Annotated in this window: 18 protein-coding genes; 13 read left to right on the plus strand and 5 right to left on the minus strand. The window is 64.0% G+C overall.

Annotated elements, in window-relative coordinates:
* Nucleotides 1–4: 4 nt before the first annotated feature.
* Nucleotides 5–451: a PaaI family thioesterase gene (locus PD284_RS13500; RefSeq protein ID WP_274628705.1), complete on the minus strand. Its 447-nt coding sequence runs from the start codon at nucleotides 449–451 to the stop codon at nucleotides 5–7.
* Nucleotides 452–571: 120 nt separating this feature from the next.
* On the opposite strand from PD284_RS13500, the gene PD284_RS13505 reads away from it, so the two are divergent.
* The 6 genes from PD284_RS13505 to PD284_RS13530 all read left to right on the plus strand — a co-directional run bounded on the left by PD284_RS13505 (nucleotide 572) and on the right by PD284_RS13530 (nucleotide 5,302).
* On the plus strand, nucleotides 572–1,396 hold the full coding sequence (locus PD284_RS13505) for an enoyl-CoA hydratase (RefSeq protein WP_274628706.1): 825 nt from the start codon (nucleotides 572–574) through the stop codon (nucleotides 1,394–1,396).
* The gene (locus PD284_RS13510; protein ID WP_274628707.1) at nucleotides 1,396–1,815 is read left to right on the plus strand and encodes a VOC family protein; all 420 of its coding nucleotides are present in this window, start codon (nucleotides 1,396–1,398) and stop codon (nucleotides 1,813–1,815) included. The genes PD284_RS13505 and PD284_RS13510 overlap by 1 nt, the downstream gene beginning before the upstream one ends.
* Nucleotides 1,812–2,333 (plus strand): CoA-binding protein, encoded by a 522-nt coding sequence (locus PD284_RS13515; RefSeq protein ID WP_274628708.1) that lies wholly within the window; start codon nucleotides 1,812–1,814, stop codon nucleotides 2,331–2,333. The genes PD284_RS13510 and PD284_RS13515 overlap by 4 nt, the downstream gene beginning before the upstream one ends.
* A 193-nt stretch (nucleotides 2,334–2,526) precedes the next feature.
* A complete protein-coding gene (locus PD284_RS13520; protein ID WP_274628709.1) occupies nucleotides 2,527–3,810 on the plus strand; it encodes an O-acetylhomoserine aminocarboxypropyltransferase in 1,284 nt (427 codons plus the stop codon).
* Between the two features lie 41 nt (nucleotides 3,811–3,851).
* On the plus strand, nucleotides 3,852–4,202 hold the full coding sequence (locus PD284_RS13525) for a cupin domain-containing protein (protein WP_274628710.1): 351 nt from the start codon (nucleotides 3,852–3,854) through the stop codon (nucleotides 4,200–4,202).
* 170 nt (nucleotides 4,203–4,372) lie between these two features.
* Nucleotides 4,373–5,302: a metallophosphoesterase gene (locus PD284_RS13530; protein ID WP_274628711.1), complete on the plus strand. Its 930-nt coding sequence runs from the start codon at nucleotides 4,373–4,375 to the stop codon at nucleotides 5,300–5,302.
* A gap of 59 nt (nucleotides 5,303–5,361) precedes the next feature.
* Here PD284_RS13530 and PD284_RS13535 read toward each other — a convergent pair whose 3' ends face one another.
* Entirely contained in the window at nucleotides 5,362–6,609 is a 1,248-nt protein-coding gene (locus PD284_RS13535; RefSeq protein WP_274628712.1) for a cytochrome P450, read from the minus strand.
* A gap of 93 nt (nucleotides 6,610–6,702) precedes the next feature.
* Here PD284_RS13535 and PD284_RS13540 point away from each other — a divergent pair, with 93 nt between their 5' ends.
* The 6 genes from PD284_RS13540 to hupB all read left to right on the plus strand — a co-directional run bounded on the left by PD284_RS13540 (nucleotide 6,703) and on the right by hupB (nucleotide 13,536).
* Complete coding sequence (locus PD284_RS13540) at nucleotides 6,703–7,818, plus strand: NAD(P)/FAD-dependent oxidoreductase (protein WP_274628713.1); 1,116 nt, start codon at nucleotides 6,703–6,705, stop codon at nucleotides 7,816–7,818.
* Between the two features lie 57 nt (nucleotides 7,819–7,875).
* Nucleotides 7,876–8,001 carry a hypothetical protein gene (locus PD284_RS13545; RefSeq protein WP_274628714.1) on the plus strand — a complete coding sequence of 42 codons (126 nt, stop codon included), beginning with the start codon at nucleotides 7,876–7,878 and terminating at the stop codon, nucleotides 7,999–8,001.
* Nucleotides 8,002–8,136: 135 nt separating this feature from the next.
* The gene (locus PD284_RS13550) at nucleotides 8,137–8,769 is read left to right on the plus strand and encodes an ATP-dependent Clp protease proteolytic subunit (protein ID WP_274628715.1); all 633 of its coding nucleotides are present in this window, start codon (nucleotides 8,137–8,139) and stop codon (nucleotides 8,767–8,769) included.
* Between the two features lie 310 nt (nucleotides 8,770–9,079).
* On the plus strand, nucleotides 9,080–10,354 hold the full coding sequence (gene clpX, locus PD284_RS13555; protein WP_274628716.1) for an ATP-dependent Clp protease ATP-binding subunit ClpX: 1,275 nt from the start codon (nucleotides 9,080–9,082) through the stop codon (nucleotides 10,352–10,354).
* Nucleotides 10,355–10,653: 299 nt separating this feature from the next.
* Entirely contained in the window at nucleotides 10,654–13,068 is a 2,415-nt protein-coding gene (lon, locus tag PD284_RS13560) for an endopeptidase La (RefSeq protein ID WP_274628717.1), read from the plus strand.
* Nucleotides 13,069–13,263: 195 nt separating this feature from the next.
* Complete coding sequence (hupB, locus tag PD284_RS13565) at nucleotides 13,264–13,536, plus strand: DNA-binding protein HupB (protein WP_274628718.1); 273 nt, start codon at nucleotides 13,264–13,266, stop codon at nucleotides 13,534–13,536.
* 53 nt (nucleotides 13,537–13,589) lie between these two features.
* On the opposite strand, the gene PD284_RS13570 is transcribed toward hupB, so the two are convergent.
* Complete coding sequence (locus PD284_RS13570; protein ID WP_411956268.1) at nucleotides 13,590–14,414, minus strand: AraC family transcriptional regulator; 825 nt, start codon at nucleotides 14,412–14,414, stop codon at nucleotides 13,590–13,592.
* Nucleotides 14,415–14,487: 73 nt separating this feature from the next.
* Here PD284_RS13570 and PD284_RS13575 point away from each other — a divergent pair, with 73 nt between their 5' ends.
* On the plus strand, nucleotides 14,488–15,729 hold the full coding sequence (locus tag PD284_RS13575; protein WP_411956205.1) for an MFS transporter: 1,242 nt from the start codon (nucleotides 14,488–14,490) through the stop codon (nucleotides 15,727–15,729).
* A gap of 36 nt (nucleotides 15,730–15,765) precedes the next feature.
* Here PD284_RS13575 and PD284_RS13580 read toward each other — a convergent pair whose 3' ends face one another.
* Both PD284_RS13580 and PD284_RS13585 read right to left on the minus strand, forming a co-directional pair.
* Nucleotides 15,766–16,032, minus strand: coding sequence for a hypothetical protein (locus tag PD284_RS13580; protein ID WP_274628720.1), 267 nt, complete (start codon nucleotides 16,030–16,032; stop codon nucleotides 15,766–15,768).
* Between the two features lie 62 nt (nucleotides 16,033–16,094).
* Nucleotides 16,095–17,465 (minus strand): cell envelope integrity TolA family protein, encoded by a 1,371-nt coding sequence (locus PD284_RS13585; protein ID WP_274628721.1) that lies wholly within the window; start codon nucleotides 17,463–17,465, stop codon nucleotides 16,095–16,097.
* Nucleotides 17,466–17,474: the final 9 nt, after the last annotated feature.

The raw sequence follows: 17,474 nt of genomic DNA on the forward strand, positions 1-17,474 counted from the left end.
TTTCCTATTTCCGTGGCGGGATCGAGAACGTGCCGGTGGCATGCGCCACAGTCTGGCGGTCCGGGCCGGCCACGATGTCGCAATCGAAGACCAGCAGGCTCTTGCCGAGCTTCAGAATGCGGCAATGGCCGTCAATGGGGCCGATTTCGGCCTTGCGCACGAAGTTGATGTTGAGGTTGGTGGTGACCGACAGTGCGTCCGGTCCGCCATGTGACAGTGCGCAGACATAGCCGCCGATATCGGCAAGCGTGAACAGCGCCGGACCGGAAACGGTGCCGCCGGGTCTCAGATGCCTCTGCGTTGCATTCAGCCGGACCGTGCAGCCGCCGGGAAAGACTTCGATCGCCTGGTAGAACTCCTCCATCTCGTTAAGCTGGGGAAACTCCCGCGCGATCAGTGCATTGACCTCTTCGACCGTCATCACCGGTTCGAGCTTGTGTTGTTGTGGCATGGGCTGGCGGTCCGTTGGAGCAAAGGCGCCAGAAAGCACGGTCAAGTGGTGTTCTTCAAGACCGCCCGTGCTAGGTTCTGGGAGGGTCGCATGACCTGACGGATCACAAGGAGGCAGTCTTTGGCCGAAATCCTCGCCATGAAGCGCGCACCGGAAGCGGAAGGGCCAATCCTGAGTTCGCAGGAAGGCGACATCCTGCGCCTCACGCTCTCCAATCCGCCGGCCAACGTGCTTTCGCTGGAGGCGATGGAGGCGCTGCAGACTGCGCTGGATTCGGCGGCGGCCGACAAATCGGTCCGGGTCATCGTGATCGCGGCCGCCGGAAAGCTGTTCTCGGGCGGACACGACCTCAAGCAGATGACGGCGCACCGCGCCGATGCCGACGGCGGCAAGGGCTATTTCGAGAAGACGTTTGCCGTGTGCTCGGTCCTGATGCAGTCCATCGTGCGTCATCCGAAGCCGGTGATCGCGGAAGTGGACGGCATAGCCACTGCCGCTGGGTGCCAGCTGGTGGCGTCCTGCGACCTCGCCATCGCCTCCGACCAAGCGACGTTCGGCGTCAACGGCATCAATGTCGGGCTGTTCTGCACGACGCCGGGGGTGGCGCTGGTGCGCGGGCTCAAGCCCAAGCACGCCATGGAGATGCTGCTGACCGGCGAGATGGTGGATGCCGCAACGGCCAGGGAGTTCGGCCTGATCAACCGGGTTGTGCCGCGCGAATATCTCGCCCAGGTCGTCAACAAATACGCGCAAACCATTGCGTCCAAATCGCCTTCAGCGCTGAAGCTCGGGAAGGAGGCGTTTTATCGACAGGCGGAAATGGGGTTGGCTGAGGCCTACGACTACGGCGCCCGGGTCATGGTGGAGAACATGCTGGGCAAAGATGCGGTCGAGGGCATCGACGCCTTCATCGGCAAGCGCAAGCCGGAGTGGACCGAAGATTGATGCAACCTCGCGTCTCCATAATCACCATCGCCGTCGAAGACCTCGACCGTATGGCCGCTTTCTACGAAGCTATGGGCCTGACGCGTCATCGGATCAAGGACGGCGTCGCCTTCTTCCAGATGGGCGGGGCGATCCTGGCGCTGTTCCCGCGCACGAGTGCGGAAGAGGATGCCGGCATTCGTTTCGGCGAGGGCGTCTCCAAGGTCTATCTCGCCTACAACACCCGGTCCGAGTCCGAGGTGGACGAGGTGCTGGCGCTCGCCGAAAAGGCGGGCGGCCGCATCGTCAAGGCGTCCGGCCGCGCCTTTTGGGGCGGCTGGTATGGATATTTTGCGGATCCGGAGGGCAATCTCTGGGAGGTCGCCCATAATCTGGACTTTCCGATCGACGCCGAAGGACGGATTGCGCTGCCCGCATGAACCACGACGACTACGAAAATTCCTACATCGCCGGCATCCTCAACTCGGTGAAGACGGTCGCGATCGTCGGCGCGTCCGCCAACGACGTTCGGCCGAGCTTCTTCGTGGCGAAGTACATGATCGCCAAGGGTTTTACCGTATTTCCGATCAACCCGGGTCATGCGGGGAAAGAAATTCTCGGCCGCATGACCTACGCGAAGCTCGCCGACGTGCCCGAGCCCATCGACATGGTCGACATCTTTCGGGCGTCGGCCGCCGTGCCGCCGATCGTCGAGGAAGTGCTGGCGCTGACGCCGCTGCCAAAAGTGATCTGGATGCAACTCACCGTCCGCCACGACGAGGCGGCCGCCAGGGCGGAAGCGGCTGGCATCAAGGTGGTGATGAACCGCTGCCCCAAGATCGAGTACGGCCGGCTGTCGGGCGAGATCGGCTGGAATGGCGTCAACAGTCGGGTCATCTCGTCGAAGAAGCCCACGCTGAGAACCGGGTTCCAGAGTTTCGGAATCCGGCAAGGATAGCTGGACAACCGCAGGCGCAGTCAGCATCGCGGGAAATTTCACCGGTGGTTGAGCATGAAAGGCTCCCGCTGCGCTGATTGTGCGCATCGCATGCTGCCGCAGCGGCAAAGCGCGCAATTTTCCTCTTTGCTTTTGCCCACGCGCTTTGCGATCAATGCGCCCGCATCTCAGGCATCCGAAAAGAGGGAAAGACATGTCGCAGCGCGCACCAGGTTTTAATACGCTTGCCGTCCATGCCGGCGCGAAGCCGGATCCGGCGACCGGCGCCCGGGCGACCCCGATCTACCAGACCACGTCCTACGTCTTCGACGATGCCGATCACGCCGCGTCGCTTTTCGGCCTGAAGGCGTTCGGCAACATCTACACCCGCATCATGAATCCGACCCAGGCAGTGCTGGAGGAGCGCATCGCTGCCCTCGAAGGCGGCACCGCCGCTCTGGCGACCGCGTCCGGCCATGCCGCGCAGATGCTGGTCTTCCACACGATCATGCGGCCGGGCGAGAATTTCGTCGCCGCCAACAAGCTTTACGGCGGCTCGATCAATCAGTTCGGCCACGCCTTCAAGAACTTCGGCTGGGAAGTGCGCTGGGCCGACGCCAACGATCCGGCGACCTTCGAGGCCCAGATCGACGACAAGACCAAGGCGATCTTCATCGAGAGCGTGGCGAACCCCGCCGGCAACTTCGTCGACATTGAGAAGATCAGCGACGTGGCGCGCAAGCACGGCATCCCGCTCATCGTCGACAACACTCTGGCCTCGCCGTACCTGGTGCGGCCGATCGAGCATGGCGCCGACATCGTCGTGCACTCGCTGACCAAGTTCATCGGCGGCCACGGCAATTCGATCGGCGGCGTGCTGGTCGACGGCGGCACCTTCGACTGGTCGAAGTCAGGCAAGTATCCGATGCTGTCGGAGCCGCGGCCCGAATATGCCGGGCTGGTCCTCCACGAGACGTTCGGCAACTTCGCCTTCGCGATCGCGGCGCGTGTGCTCGGCCTGCGCGATTTCGGTCCGGCGATCTCGCCGTTCAACGCCTTCATGATCCTCACCGGCCTGGAGACGCTGGCGCTTCGCATGCAGCGCCACTCGGACAACGCACTGACCGTTGCCGAATGGCTCTCGAACCATCCGAAGGTGGCCTGGGTCGAGCATTCGGGCCTGCCCACCAGCAAGAACCACGCTCAGCAGAAGAAGTATTCGCCGAACGGCGCGGGGGCGGTGTTCACCTTCGGCCTCAAGGGTGGCTACGACGCCGGCGTGAAGTTCGTCGAGGCGCTGGAGCTGTTCTCGCACCTCGCCAATGTCGGCGACACCAAGTCGCTGGTGATCCACCCGGCCTCGACCACCCACCGCCAGCTCTCCGACGAGCAGAAAGTGGCCGCGGGCGCCGGACCGGACACGGTGCGCCTCTCGATCGGCATCGAGGACGCGCAGGACATCATCGCCGACCTCGAGCAGGCGCTGGCGAAGGTCTGATCGCCGTGGCATGAAGGGCTCCGCCTGCAATGGAGCCCTTCATGAGCGATGCAAGATTTCTGAAGGTCGATGTCAGTGGCATCGAACCGGAAATGGGCGCTCCGGCCGCGGACCGGGTCATCTCGGGCGCTCCCGCTTTCTGCACGTGGAACGCGGAGGAGGCCGACGGCGGCCTCTACGCAGGCATCTGGGAATCGACGCCCGGCAAGTGGCGCATCCGCTACGACGAATGGGAATTCTGCCACATCCTCTCCGGCGTGTCGGTGATTACCGAGGACGGCGGCGAGGTGCGCACGGTGAAGGCCGGCGACAGCTTTGTCATCCGGCCCGGCTTCAAGGGAACGTGGGAAGTCGTCGAGACGACGCGCAAGGAATATGTGATCAGGCTCTGAGGGTAGGTCCAGCCCGGTTCGCCAGGCGGCAGTCACCCGCTGTTCACATCCTCGTCGCGGGCAGCCAACTCGAGAAATAAAGTCACATCGCACAGCATTTTCGGCGCTGTCACCCCGGTGTCATCGCGCGCGGCTAGCTCCAGCTTGTTTCAACAAGCATGGAGGCCGACATGGTCAACCGCCGCAACGTTATCAAGATGGGCGCCGCAGCTGCGCTCCTCGCCCCATTCGCAGGATTCACCACCGTGGCCCGCGCCATCGCGCAGGATGCGCCGCTCTTCCGGTTCGGCATCGTTGCGGATCCGCAATACGCGCCGGTCGTGCCCAACCTGAAGTCCAACCGCTATTATGCGAACAGCCTGTGGAAGCTGTCGGAGGCGATCGAGGCGTTCAACCAGGAAGAACTTCAGTTCGTGGCGACGCTTGGCGACATCATCGATCGCCACTGGAAGAGTTTCAACCACATCCTGCCGCTCTACGACAAGCTGAAGCACGAGCACTTCTTCCTGCTCGGCAATCACGACTACGACGTGGCGCCGGAGTATCTGACCTCCGTCGTGCGTACGACCGGCCTCGAGAAGGCCTATTACGACTTCGCCGGTGGCGGCCATCGCTTCATCGTGCTGGACGGCAACGATGTGAGCCTTTTTGCTCCTCCGAAGGATGATCCGCGCCGTGAGGTGGCCGCTAAGCGCCTGGAGGAGCTGAAGGCCAAGGGAGCCGAGAACGCCCAGAGCTGGAACGGATCGGTCAGCGACGAGCAGTTCGCCTGGCTGGAGGACACCATGAAGAAGGCCCAGTCCGTCGGCGAAAAGGCGATCGTCATGTGCCACTATCCGGTGTTTCCGCCCAACATCCACAATCTGTGGGATTCCGAGCGGATCGTCTCGTTGCTGTCAGGCTTCGACAACTTCGTCGCCTTCTTCAACGGCCACAATCATGCCGGCAACTACGGCGAAGCCGAGGGCAAGCACTTCGTCACCTTCAAGGGCATGGTCGATACGCCCGACACGACCGCCTACTCCGTGGTGGACGTCTATGCCGACCGTATCGAGATCCGCGGCGTCGGCCGCGAGGAAAACCGGACGTTGAAGATCTGACCGCGTCTTGAGGTTATCCACTCATGCCCGTTCCGCGAATCCGCGCGGAACGGGATTTGTCACGATCTCGCCAGAAGCCGCTCCAGCCCGTGAAAATGATAGGTGTCGCGGAAGTGCGACTCCTCCGCGAATCGCAACTCCGGCAGTCGATCGAACAGCACCTTTAGCGACACCTGCAGTTCCAGCCGGGCAAGCGGCGCGCCGATGCAGAAATGGATGCCCGCGCCGAACGACACGTTCTTCTGGTCGGTCCGGTCGGGCCGGAAGGCATCAGGGGCTTCGAACGCTGAAGGGTCGTTGTTGGCCATGCCGAGCAGCAGGCCGACCTGCTCTCCGGGCTTCAGCAGCACACCGGGCACGGGCTCGAGTTCGTCATAGGCATAGCGTGTGAACATGTGCAGCGGAGCGTCGATGCGCAGGCATTCCTCGACAGTTGCAGCGGTCGCCTCGGGCGAGGTGAAGAACCTGCGGGGATCGCCGCCCTGGGCGAGGACGGTGCGCACGGCGTTTCCAGTCTGGTGCACGGTCGCCTCATGGCCGGCGTTGAGCAGCAGGATTGTCGAGGAAATCAGTTCGTCCTCGGAGAGTTTTTGGCCGTCTTCCTGCGCCGATATCAGCAGCGACAAGAGATCGTCGCCGGGCTCCTTGCGGCGCTCATCCACGTAGCCCCGCAGGAAATCGGCGAAGTCGCGGGCAGCCTGGTCGGCGCGCTCCTCTGTCTCGCGCGTGCGGCCGTGCATGTACATCGCGACCATCTGGTGCGACCAGTCGAGCAACTGCGGTCCCATTTCGACGGGCACGCCGAGCATCTCGGCGATGATGGTGATCGGCAGGGGTGCGGCATAGGCAGGGAGCAGGTCCACCGGCTCGCGGTCCGGGAACCGGTCGATAAGTTCGTGGGCCAGCGCCTCGACACGCGGGCGCAGCCGCTCGACCTGCCGCGAGACGAAGGCGCGATTGACGAGGGTGCGCAGCCGGGTGTGGACGGGCGGTTCCAGCTCCAGCATCGAGTTCGCCTCGATGCCATCGAAATGGGTGAGGTGGGATCGGTTTCCGTCCCCCGCGATGGAGAGATAGCCGCCGGGCCGTTCGCGTCCGAAGCGGCGGTCGCGGAGCAGGCCGTTCACGTCCTGATAGCGGCCGAGGCACCAGAACCCGAAATCCTCCCAGAAGAAGGTCCCGCCACGGGCGTGGAGCCAGGCGTAGGCCTCGTAGGGATTCTGGACAAAGTCATGTGCGTGCGGGTCGAGGCGCAGGCGGCGGCTTGCGGGGTCGTAGTCGAGATAGGCCGGCTTTGTATCTGTCATGTCGCGACAGTTAGCTTATCTTGCCGATGCTACGCCAGCGTCTGCGACGACGTGGAACGGCGCTTGTGAGGTTGCAGCGACAGGAGTTTGGGCGTGAACGTCATCGTCGTGGGTGCAGGCATTGCCGGACTGTCGACAGCATGGGCGCTGACGAAGCGTGGGCACAACGTCACGCTGCTGGAACAGGGCGGCATTCCCAATGCGCTCGCCGCGTCGGGCGACCACCACCGCATTATCCGCCGCGCCTACGGCGCTGCCGCCGGCTACGGGCGGCTCATCACCGAGGCCTACGACGCCTGGGAAGAGCTGTGGTCCGACCTCGGCGAGCGCCACTACGATCCACGCGGCTTCCTGTGCGTCTCGCGCGAGCAGGGCGACGAGGCCGAGCGGCATCTGGAGGGCATGCGCGCCGGCGGCTACGAACTGGAGTATGTCGAGGCCGACGATGCCGCCGCCCGCTGGGAATTCCTGTTGCCGGGGTCCTTCCGACACGCCTTTTTCTCCCCCGACGGCGGGGCCCTGCATTGCCGCAGAATCGCCGCCGGCATCGCCCGTTGGCTGCGCGCCAGTGGCGCGAATGTCTACGAGAACAGCAAAGTCGTTGCGATCGACCGCGAAGCTGGGAGGCTCGAGCTTGCCAGCGGCGAGACGCTGGTCGCAGACAGGGTCGTGGTGACGGCCGGCGCCTGGGTCCTAAAACTGTTTCCGGAGCTCGATGGCGAACTGAAGACCTACCGCACGGCGGTCGTCTACCTCGATGCGCCGACAGACCTGGCGGCTGCCTGGGAGGCCGCACCGGTGATCCTCGACGTTGGCGGCAAGACCGACGGCTACATCATCCCTCCGTCGGGCCGCGGCGGGCTGAAGTTCGGCTCGGGGCTGCACAAGGTGCGCACCAGCGACGCGGACTGGAACCGTCAACCTGTGGCGGAGGAGGGCGAGGCGATCCGCGATCTCTTCGCGCCGCCCCTGGCGCGCATCGGCGAGTATCTGGTGCGCGAGGTGGTGACGTGCGCCTACACCTTTACCGCCGACGAGCGCTTCACGGCGGCCGGGTTCGGAAAGTGCCTCGTCGTATCGGCGTGCTCGGGCCATGGCTACAAGTTCGGGGCGGCGGTCGGCGTCAATGTCGCGAAGGCCGTCGAGCAGGACGCCGGTGGCGACGGTCTCGTCCGCCTGAAATCGTGGTTGCGGGCGGAGCATGCCTGAGCGACGGCCGGCTTCGCAAACATTGCTGGCCGGCAGCTTCGGTCCTGCTGGGAGCCAATGGCTGATCGCCTCGGCTCCCTGCCGCTGGACGGCGTATGCCACGTCTGCGAAAGGTCTGTCCTCGCGGCGCTGGGCGAGGAGCCGCCGCCACTGCTGCCGGGCAAGGACTTCTGCTTCTCGTGAGGCGGCCGGAAAGGTTAATGAGCCAGCGCCGATTCGCGGCCTTGCGCAACGCGTGGTCGGCATCCTATTTAGCAGACAGCCACCCAATCCCGATTCTGATCTTCACGCCGGAATCGCGTCCAACGAAGGACAGTGATGAGAGATCCCGTCGAAACCTACATGAACCTCGTGCCGATGGTGGTCGAGCAGACCAATCGGGGCGAGCGCGCCTATGACATCTTCTCGCGCCTGCTCAAGGAGCGCATCATCTTCATCACCGGACCCGTCGAAGACGGCATGGCGACGCTGGTGTGCGCGCAGCTGCTCTTCCTTGAGGCCGAGAACCCCAAGAAGGAAATCAGCCTGTACATCAACTCGCCCGGCGGGGTGGTGACGTCCGGCATGGCCATCTACGACACGATGCAGTTCATCAAGCCTGCCGTGTCGACGCTCTGCACCGGTCAGGCCGCTTCGATGGGGTCGCTGTTGCTGTGCGCCGGCCACAAGGACATGCGCTTCGCGACGCCGAACGCCCGCATCATGGTTCACCAGCCTTCGGGCGGCTTCCAGGGCCAGGCTTCCGACATCGAGCGCCACGCGCAGGACATCATCAAGCTGAAGCGTCGCCTGAACGAAGTCTACGTGAAGCACACCGGCAAGGACTACGAGACCATCGAGCGCACGCTCGACCGCGATCATTTCATGACGGCGGAAGAGGCGCAGGCGTTCGGGCTCATCGACAAGGTGATCACGACGCGCGAGGCGATGGAAACCAGCGTCACTGCCTGAGCGCATATGTTCGTCGGCTGACGGAATGCCGCACCGCCGCAATTGGGTCGCGGCTGCGGCAATTCCGTCACAATTTGCTGTTTCCTCGGCTGTGACGAATCCGTACGTTAAGCCTAAATTGAGCTTCGATGGCTTAATTTCGCATTGAAGACTGCCCGAGTCGCAAAGCGTGACAGCCCCGGTCGTGATTGTCGGGATAATGCGATGCACGAGGCAAAACGGTTGGCACGGGCGCGTTCACGCCTTAGGTTGCGTGGAACAGGTGACTGAGGGTTCCGCTCCGCGCGGCCCCAAAGAGGACTGAGAAGGCATGAGCAAGGTCAGCCACGGCGGCGGTGATTCCAAGAACACCCTGTACTGCTCCTTCTGCGGAAAGAGCCAGCATGAGGTGCGCAAGCTGATCGCGGGCCCCACCGTGTTCATTTGCGACGAGTGCGTCGAACTGTGCATGGACATCATCCGCGAGGAAAACAAAACCTCGATGGTGAAGTCCCGCGAGGGCGTCCCGACGCCTCAGGAGATCCTGAAGGTCCTCGACGACTATGTGATCGGCCAGCCCTACGCCAAGCGCGTGTTGTCGGTCGCCGTTCACAATCACTACAAGCGCCTGGCCCATGCCGGGAAGAGCAACGACGTCGAACTGGCGAAGTCGAACATCCTGCTGATCGGCCCGACGGGCTGCGGCAAGACGCTGCTCGCCCAGACACTGGCCCGCATCATCGATGTGCCGTTCACCATGGCGGACGCGACGACGCTGACAGAGGCCGGCTATGTCGGCGAGGACGTCGAGAACATCATCCTGAAGCTGCTGCAGGCAGCCGATTACAATGTCGAGCGTGCGCAGCGCGGCATCGTCTACATCGACGAGATCGACAAGATCAGCCGCAAGTCGGACAACCCCTCCATCACCCGCGACGTGTCGGGCGAGGGCGTCCAGCAGGCGCTGCTCAAGATCATGGAAGGCACCGTGGCCTCCGTGCCGCCGCAGGGCGGCAGGAAGCACCCGCAGCAGGAGTTCCTGCAGGTCGATACGGCCAACATCCTTTTCATCTGCGGCGGCGCCTTCGCAGGCCTCGACAAGATCATCTCGGATCGCGGGCGCAAGACCTCGATCGGCTTCGGCGCGGCCGTCGCGTCGCCGGAGGACCGCCGTACCGGCGACCTCTTCCGCTTGGTCGAGCCCGAAGACCTGCTGAAGTTCGGCCTGATCCCTGAGTTCGTGGGCCGTCTGCCGGTCCTGGCGACGCTCGAGGACCTGGACGAGCCGGCGCTCATCCAGATCCTGACCGAGCCGAAGAATGCGCTGGTCAAGCAGTACCAGCGTCTGTTCGAGATGGAGAACGTCGACCTGACCTTCCACGAGAACGCGCTGTCGGCCATCGCCAAGCGCGCCATCGAGCGCAAGACGGGCGCGCGCGGCCTGCGCTCGATCATGGAGGCGATCCTGCTCGACACTATGTTCGAGCTGCCGGCTCTGGAGGGCGTGCGCGAGGTGGTGATTTCTGACGAGGTCGTCACCGGTAGCGCCCGGCCGCTCTACATCTACTCCGAAGCCAAGGAGAAGAAGGGCCCGGTCAGCGCCTGAGGCGCTCCGTTCCTTTCATTTTGTCTGCGGCGGCGCCTTCGGGCGCCGTCTTCGCGTAGGCGCACGACAATGTCCGCGGCTTCGTCGCGACGCCGACGCCCTGGCCAGCGGAGGTCGCCGGAATCGCGGCCCGCACTTGATCTTTGTGCATTGCAACGCCAACTAACGACAGGTGGGTCGCGCGCTAGCTCTCCGTGCTGAAGGTCATCACCACAATGGATGATAGGCGGAAGCCCTCGCGGCTATTATGATGGGATTCGCGGCAGGCTCTTTGGCGGTCGCGACAGAAAGGTAAGACAATGGCCAAATCACCCCGGTCTTCCGGCAGCGGCGTTTTCGCAGTCCTCCCACTGCGCGACATCGTCGTGTTTCCGCACATGATCGTCCCGCTCTTCGTTGGGCGTGAGAAGTCGATCAAGGCGCTGGAAGAGGTGATGGGCGCGGAGAAGCAGATCCTTCTCGCGACCCAGATGAATGCGGCTGACGACGATCCGGCAGCCGACGCGATTTACGACATCGGCACTCTTGCCAACGTGCTGCAGCTCCTGAAGCTGCCCGACGGCACCGTCAAGGTGCTGGTCGAGGGAACCGCGCGCGCCAAGATCAGCACTTTCACGGACCGTGCCGACTTTCACGAGGCGAGCGCGGGCATCCTGGTGGAGCCGGAAGAGGACGAAGTCGAGGTCGAGGCGCTGGCCCGCTCGGTCGTGGCCGATTTCGAGAACTACGTGAAGCTCAACAAGAAGATCTCTCCGGAGGTCGTGGGCGCGGCCGGCCAGATCGAGGACTATTCCAAGCTGGCGGACACCGTCGCCTCGCATCTTGCGATCAAGATCCCCGAGAAGCAGGAGATGCTCGGCACGCTGTCCGTCAAGGAGCGGCTCGAGAAGGCCATGGGCTTCATGGAAGCCGAGATCTCCGTGCTCCAGGTGGAGAAGCGCATCCGCTCGCGCGTCAAGCGCCAGATGGAGAAGACGCAGCGCGAGTACTACCTCAACGAGCAGATGAAGGCGATCCAGAAGGAACTCGGCGAAGGCGAGGACGGCCGCGACGAGACCGCCGAGATCGAGGAGCGCATCAAGAAGACCAAGCTCTCCAAGGAGGCGCGCGAAAAGGCGCAAGCCGAGCTGAAGAAGCTGAAGACGATGTCGCCCATGTCGGCCGAGGCGACGGTGGTTCGCAACTATCTCGACTGGCTGCTGTCGATCCCTTGGGGCAAGAATTCCAAGGTCAAGCAGGACCTGAACTTTGCCCAGGAAGTGCTCGACACGGACCACTACGGCCTCGAGAAGGTCAAGGAACGCATCGTCGAGTATCTGGCCGTGCAGAGCCGCCAGCGGAAGATCAAGGGGCCGATCCTGTGCCTCGTCGGTCCTCCCGGCGTCGGCAAGACCTCGCTCGGCAAGTCGATCGCCAAGGCGACCGGACGCGAGTTCGTGCGCATGGCGCTGGGCGGCGTTCGTGACGAGGCCGAGATCCGCGGCCACCGCCGGACCTATATCGGCTCGATGCCCGGCAAGGTCATCCAGTCGATGAAGAAGGCGAAGAAGTCCAATCCGCTCTTCCTGCTCGACGAGATCGACAAGATGGGCATGGATTTCCGCGGCGACCCGTCGTCGGCTTTGCTGGAGGTGCTCGATCCGGAGCAGAACTCGTCCTTCATGGACCACTATCTCGAGGTCGAATACGATCTGTCGAGCGTGATGTTCGTGACAACGGCGAATACGCTGAACATCCCTGCGCCCCTCATGGACCGCATGGAGATCATCCGTCTCGCCGGCTACACCGAGGACGAGAAGGTCGAGATCGCCAAGCGGCACCTGATGCCGAAGGTGGTCCGCGATCACGCGCTGCAGCCGAAGGAGTTCTCCGTCGGCGACGACGCGATCCGCTCGATCATCCAGACCTACACGCGGGAGGCGGGCGTCCGTAGCCTCGAGCGCGAGCTGATGAAGCTTGGGCGCAAGGCGGTCACCGAGATCCTCAGGACCAAGAAGAAGTCCGTGAAGATCACGCCGGAGAACCTGTCCGACTATCTCGGCGTGCCGCGCTATCGGTACGGGCAGGTCGAGGGCGAGGATCAGGTGGGCGTCGTCACGGGTCTTGCCTGGACTGAGGTCGGCGGCGAGCTGTTGACCGTCGAGGGCGTCATGATGCCCGGCAAGGGCAAGATGACGGTGACGGGCAACCTCAGGGACGTCATGAAGGAATCGATCTCTGCGGCGGCATCCTACGTCCGCAGCCGGGCCATCGATTTCGGCATCGAGCCGCCGCTGTTCGACAAGCGCGACATCCACGTGCACGTGCCGGAAGGCGCCACGCCGAAGGATGGTCCGTCCGCAGGCACCGCGATGGCCACCGCCATCGTGTCGATCCTGACCGGCATTCCCGTTCGCAAGGACGTGGCGATGACGGGCGAGATCACGCTGCGCGGGCGCGTCCTGCCGATCGGCGGCCTCAAGGAGAAGCTGCTTGCGGCTCTTCGCGGCGGCATCAAGAAGGTGCTGATCCCGGAGGAGAACGCCAAGGACCTGGCGGAGATCCCCGACAACGTGAAGAGCGGCATGGAGATCGTCCCTGTGAGCCGCGTCGGCGAGGTGCTCAAGCACGCCCTTGTGCGCATGCCGGATCCGATCGAGTGGACCGAACCGGCGGAAGCGGTGTCCGCCAAGGTCGACACGGCGGGCGAGGCCGGAAAGACCCTCGCTCACTAGAAACGGTCGCAATGTTGCGCTGCATCACGAAAAGCCGGGCTCCCAGCCCGGCTTTTCTGTGAGAAACCGCGGAATTCTGCGGTTTTTCTGCTGTTCAGGCCAGATTTCCGCTTGGTTGCGGGAGCGCTTCTTTCTAATGTCCCTTTCCTGCCGGGCGACTCGTGTCCCCGGTTCTTTCTCATGGAAGGGAACTTGATGAACAAGAACGAACTCGTATCCGCGGTTGCCGAAGCCGCGAAGCTCTCCAAGGGCGACGCTCAATCGGCCGTCGATGCCGTGTTTTCCGTCATCACCTCCGAACTGAAGAATGGCGGTGACGTCCGCCTCGTCGGCTTTGGCAACTTCAGCGTATCGAAGCGCGCCGCCTCGACCGGCCGCAATCCTCAGACGGGCGCCGAAGTGCAGATTCCTGCCCGCACGGTTCCGAAGTTCTCTGCTGGCAAGGGCCTGAAGGACGCCGTCAACTGAGCGTACTTTCCTGACATCCGTCGGAAAGCCGGGCTGGCCCCGGCTTTTTCCGCTCACGGCTGGGCGGATTTCTGAAGGTAGCTGCGGGGCGAAACGCCCATCATCCGCCGAAACATGGTGGTGAAGGCGGGCGCGCTGTCGTAGCCGAGATCCAGCGCTACGCGAGTCACGGGTTGGCCCTCGGCCAGGCGTGGCAGCGCTGCGAAAAGGCAGGCCTGCTGGCGCCAGGTGGACAGGCTCAGCCCTGTCTCCCGAAGGAAGGCCCGCGTGAAGCTCCGGCGGCTCATGCCAAGCCGGTCCGCCCAATCCTCGATCGTGGCGCGCGACGAGGGATTCTGGACGAAGGTACGGCAGAGCGCCGCCATCCGCGCCTCGGTCGGGAAGGGCAGGGCGAGCGGCAACTCCGGCAGATTGGGGATCTCGAGCAGCAGCAGTTCCGTCAGCAGCGCTTCGCGTTCGCCGCCCTTGCCGCCAGCTCTTGCTGATTTCGAAAGTTCCACGATCAACGCGCGCATGAGATCGGTGATCGCCACCACGCGTAGCGCACTCGAACTGCCGCCGACGGCGTCGGGCACGATGTAGATCGATCGCATGCTAACACTGCCCAGCATGTCGACCGAGTGCTCCACATGCGCCGGGATCCACATGGCGTGGTCGGGCGGGACGATCCAACGCCCGGCATCGGTGGCGACCATGACGACGCCGTGAAGCGCATGGAGCAGCTGCGAACGGCTGTGCCGGTGCGGCGTGACGACGAAGCCGTCCGGATATTCGGTGGGAAGGGCAATGACCGCGCCCTCCGCGTGCTCCAGCCATTCGAGCCGCTGCTCATGCAGGCGCTCCAGATCGTGTGCGCCGGAGGAAGGGATGGGGGGCATCTTCATTCTGGCCCACTTGCAAAGGTAATGGACCAAACCACGAAAGCCGTCCATTCACAACCGGCGTATAGCCATGCAGTTTGCGGGTAATCTCCGCGGAGCCCAAGTGTCCGACACCACAGCATCCCCAAGTCCCAGCGTTGCGACCAATACCGCCATGGCGGTGATCCTGGCGATCAGCTTCAGCCACATGCTGAACGACATCATGCAGTCGCTGCTGTCGGCGATCTATCCGATGCTGAAGGACGGCTACCGGCTCGACTTCTGGCAGATCGGGATGCTGACCCTGACGTTCCAGGTGACAGCCTCGCTCTTCCAGCCTCTCGTGGGCATCTACACCGACAAGCGACCGCTGCCCTATTCGTTGCCTTTCGGCATGGGCTCGACGCTGATCGGCCTGGTGGTGCTGGCCTATGCGGGCAACTATTGGCTGCTGCTGACAGGCGCCGCCTTCATCGGCTTCGGGTCGGCCGTCTTCCATCCGGAGGCCTCACGCGTGGCGCGCATGGCTTCCGGCGGGCGCTACGGCCTCGCCCAGTCCCTGTTCCAGGTCGGCGGCAATTTCGGCCAGTCGATCGGGCCATTGCTGGCGGCGTTCATCGTGGTGCCGCTCGGCCAGGGCAGCGTCGCATGGTTCTCGCTTGCCGCGCTTCTCGGCATGGGCGTTCTGTGGCAGGTGAGCAACTGGTACAGCCGCAATCGCGTCGCCGTCGCGACGAATGTGAGCTCGGCGATCATCGCCATCTCTCGCAGCCGCCTCGTCATAGCCTTGCTGGTCCTGGTGGCCTTGACCTTCTCCAAGAACGTCTACATGGCCAGCATTTCGAGCTACTACACGTTCTACCTCATCGAGAAGTTCGGCGTGTCGGTGCAGGATTCGCAGGTATTCCTGTTCCTGTTCCTGTTTGCCGCAGCACTCGGCACGGTGATCGGCGGGCCGATCGGCGACCGGTACGGCGCAAAGTTCGTGATCTGGCTCTCGATCGTCGGCGCGGTGCCGTTCACGCTGGCGTTGCCCTATGTCGACAGCCTGTTCTGGACGGCTGTTCTCAGCTTCGCCATCGGCGTGATCATGGCCTCGTCCTTCCCGGCCATCGTGGTCTTCGCCCAGGAACTGCTGCCCGGCCGCGTCGGCATGGTTGCCGGCGTCTTCTTCGGCTTCGCCTTCGGGATCGGAGGCATAGCTGCGGCCGTGCTTGGCATTCTTGCCGACACGCATGGCATCGATTTCGTCTACATGGTGTGCTCGTATCTGCCGTTGCTCGGGCTTCTCACGATCTTCCTGCCGAAGGGTGGGCATCGCGCCGTGAGATAGCCTGCGGTTGGCCGCGAAGCGAAAGGCTACCGCGGCTCAGCGCCCGCCGGCGGTGCGCGTCCGGCCGGGCTCACGAGCGAGCGGAAAACGGACCACGTTGCCAGAAGCGGCTTCGTCCACCTTGCCGACCGGGTTTGGGCCGGCCTGAACATGTCCCGCTCCGCGATAGTCGCCGAGTTCCGACACGTTCCCGTTCATCATGCCGGCCCGCGCCTCGCGCGCGGCAAGCAGTTCCAGCAGTTCCGGCCTCAAGCCGTCGCCGCGCCTGGCGGCTATCTCGTGGAATCCTGGCAGTCCAAGCATGGTCACGGACCTCGTTTTCCGATGAACGTCGTTGGGCCGTGCTGGGTTGCGTCGAAGCGAAGCTACCTGGCGATGCCGAGAGGCACGGCAAACGCCCAGGTCGAGCGGCCGGCATCGGCAGGAATGGGAGGAAAGGGGGCGGCGCGCCGCACGACGGCGAGCGCAGCCTCGTCCAGTGCGTCCGAACCGGAAGTGCGGGTGATACGCACCCCGCTGACGCTGCCGTTGGCGGCGACCGTGAACCCCACATGCACGTCGTTTCTGGCCTGCCTGATGGCTGAACGGGGAATGCCGCGCAGCGAACGCCTCAGCTTGGCGACAACCTTGCCGGGATAGTTGGAGACGGCGGCGTTGCCTGCCGCACCCTTGCCGCTGTTGCCCTTGTTCAGGACCTTGCCGTTGTTTTCGCCGTCAGCGACGCCCTTGCGGGTGTTCTGCTTGCCCTGGCCGCCCGCCCCGCTGTCATCAGCCTTTGCGGAACGGGTTTCCTTCGGCTTTGCCGTTTCGGTGGGAGCTTCCCGCTTGGGCTTTCTTGTCTCGGCCTTCTTCGGCTCTTCCTTCGCCGGCTTGCGTGGCTCGGCCTTTTCGGGCGGCTTGATCGGCTCGGGTTCCGGAACGATCGTCTCCGCCGTCCGCAACGGCTCGATTTCCCGTGGCTTCTCGGCTTCGGTTTTCGTCGGAGGCGTGGCTTCGGCTGGCTGCGGCTCGGGAGCGGGCACACGCACGACGGGAGCAGGTTCGACCTGTGGCGGCACGGTATTGTCGTTCGCCGCATCCGGCATCGTTGCCGTGAGGATTTCCGGCAGCACCTCGGTCACAACCGGCGCTGGCTCGGGCTCGATGCGCTCCGGCAACGCTTCAGTCGCGGCTTCCGGGGGCGGCTGCAGCGCGGCCGTTTCCCTAGTCGGCTCGAGGACTTCGGTGGTCGGCGCCTCGACGGCGTCGCTGATTTGCGTGGGGACCGCTTCGGCATCGACCGTCTCGACGGGCGTGGCGTCGAGCATGGTGATCAACGTCACGCTGGTGACGTTGGGCTCCGTCTCCTGCAACTCTCCCGCGGCTGCTTCATCGGCCGGGGCATTGCCGAGCATGACCACGCCCGCATCTTGCGAGCCTTCGATCAGGACAGATTCGACGTTCGTCACCACGAAGAACGCCGCCACGGCTGCATGGAAGACGCAGGAGGCGATCAGCGCGTACTTCCATTTGCGAGCGGTTCGTGAAGACTTCGGAGCCGCCGCGAGCGGAGCATCGGCGGGCTTCTCCAGCCGCCAGCCGCCGTCGGCGAGAAGCATCGGTTCAGCCCGGTCGCGCGTCGTAGGCTCCAGAGCGTCGCGCGGAATCGCGATGCGCGGGTCATCCGGCTCGAGCGGCAGCGCCGCCAGCCCGGAAACGGGCCACGCCTGCCGCAAGAAGGAAGGTTCGACACCCACGGCGCTCGC

The sequence above is a fragment of the Mesorhizobium shangrilense genome (assembly GCF_028826155.1).
Classification (GTDB): domain Bacteria; phylum Pseudomonadota; class Alphaproteobacteria; order Rhizobiales; family Rhizobiaceae; genus Arvimicrobium; species Arvimicrobium flavum.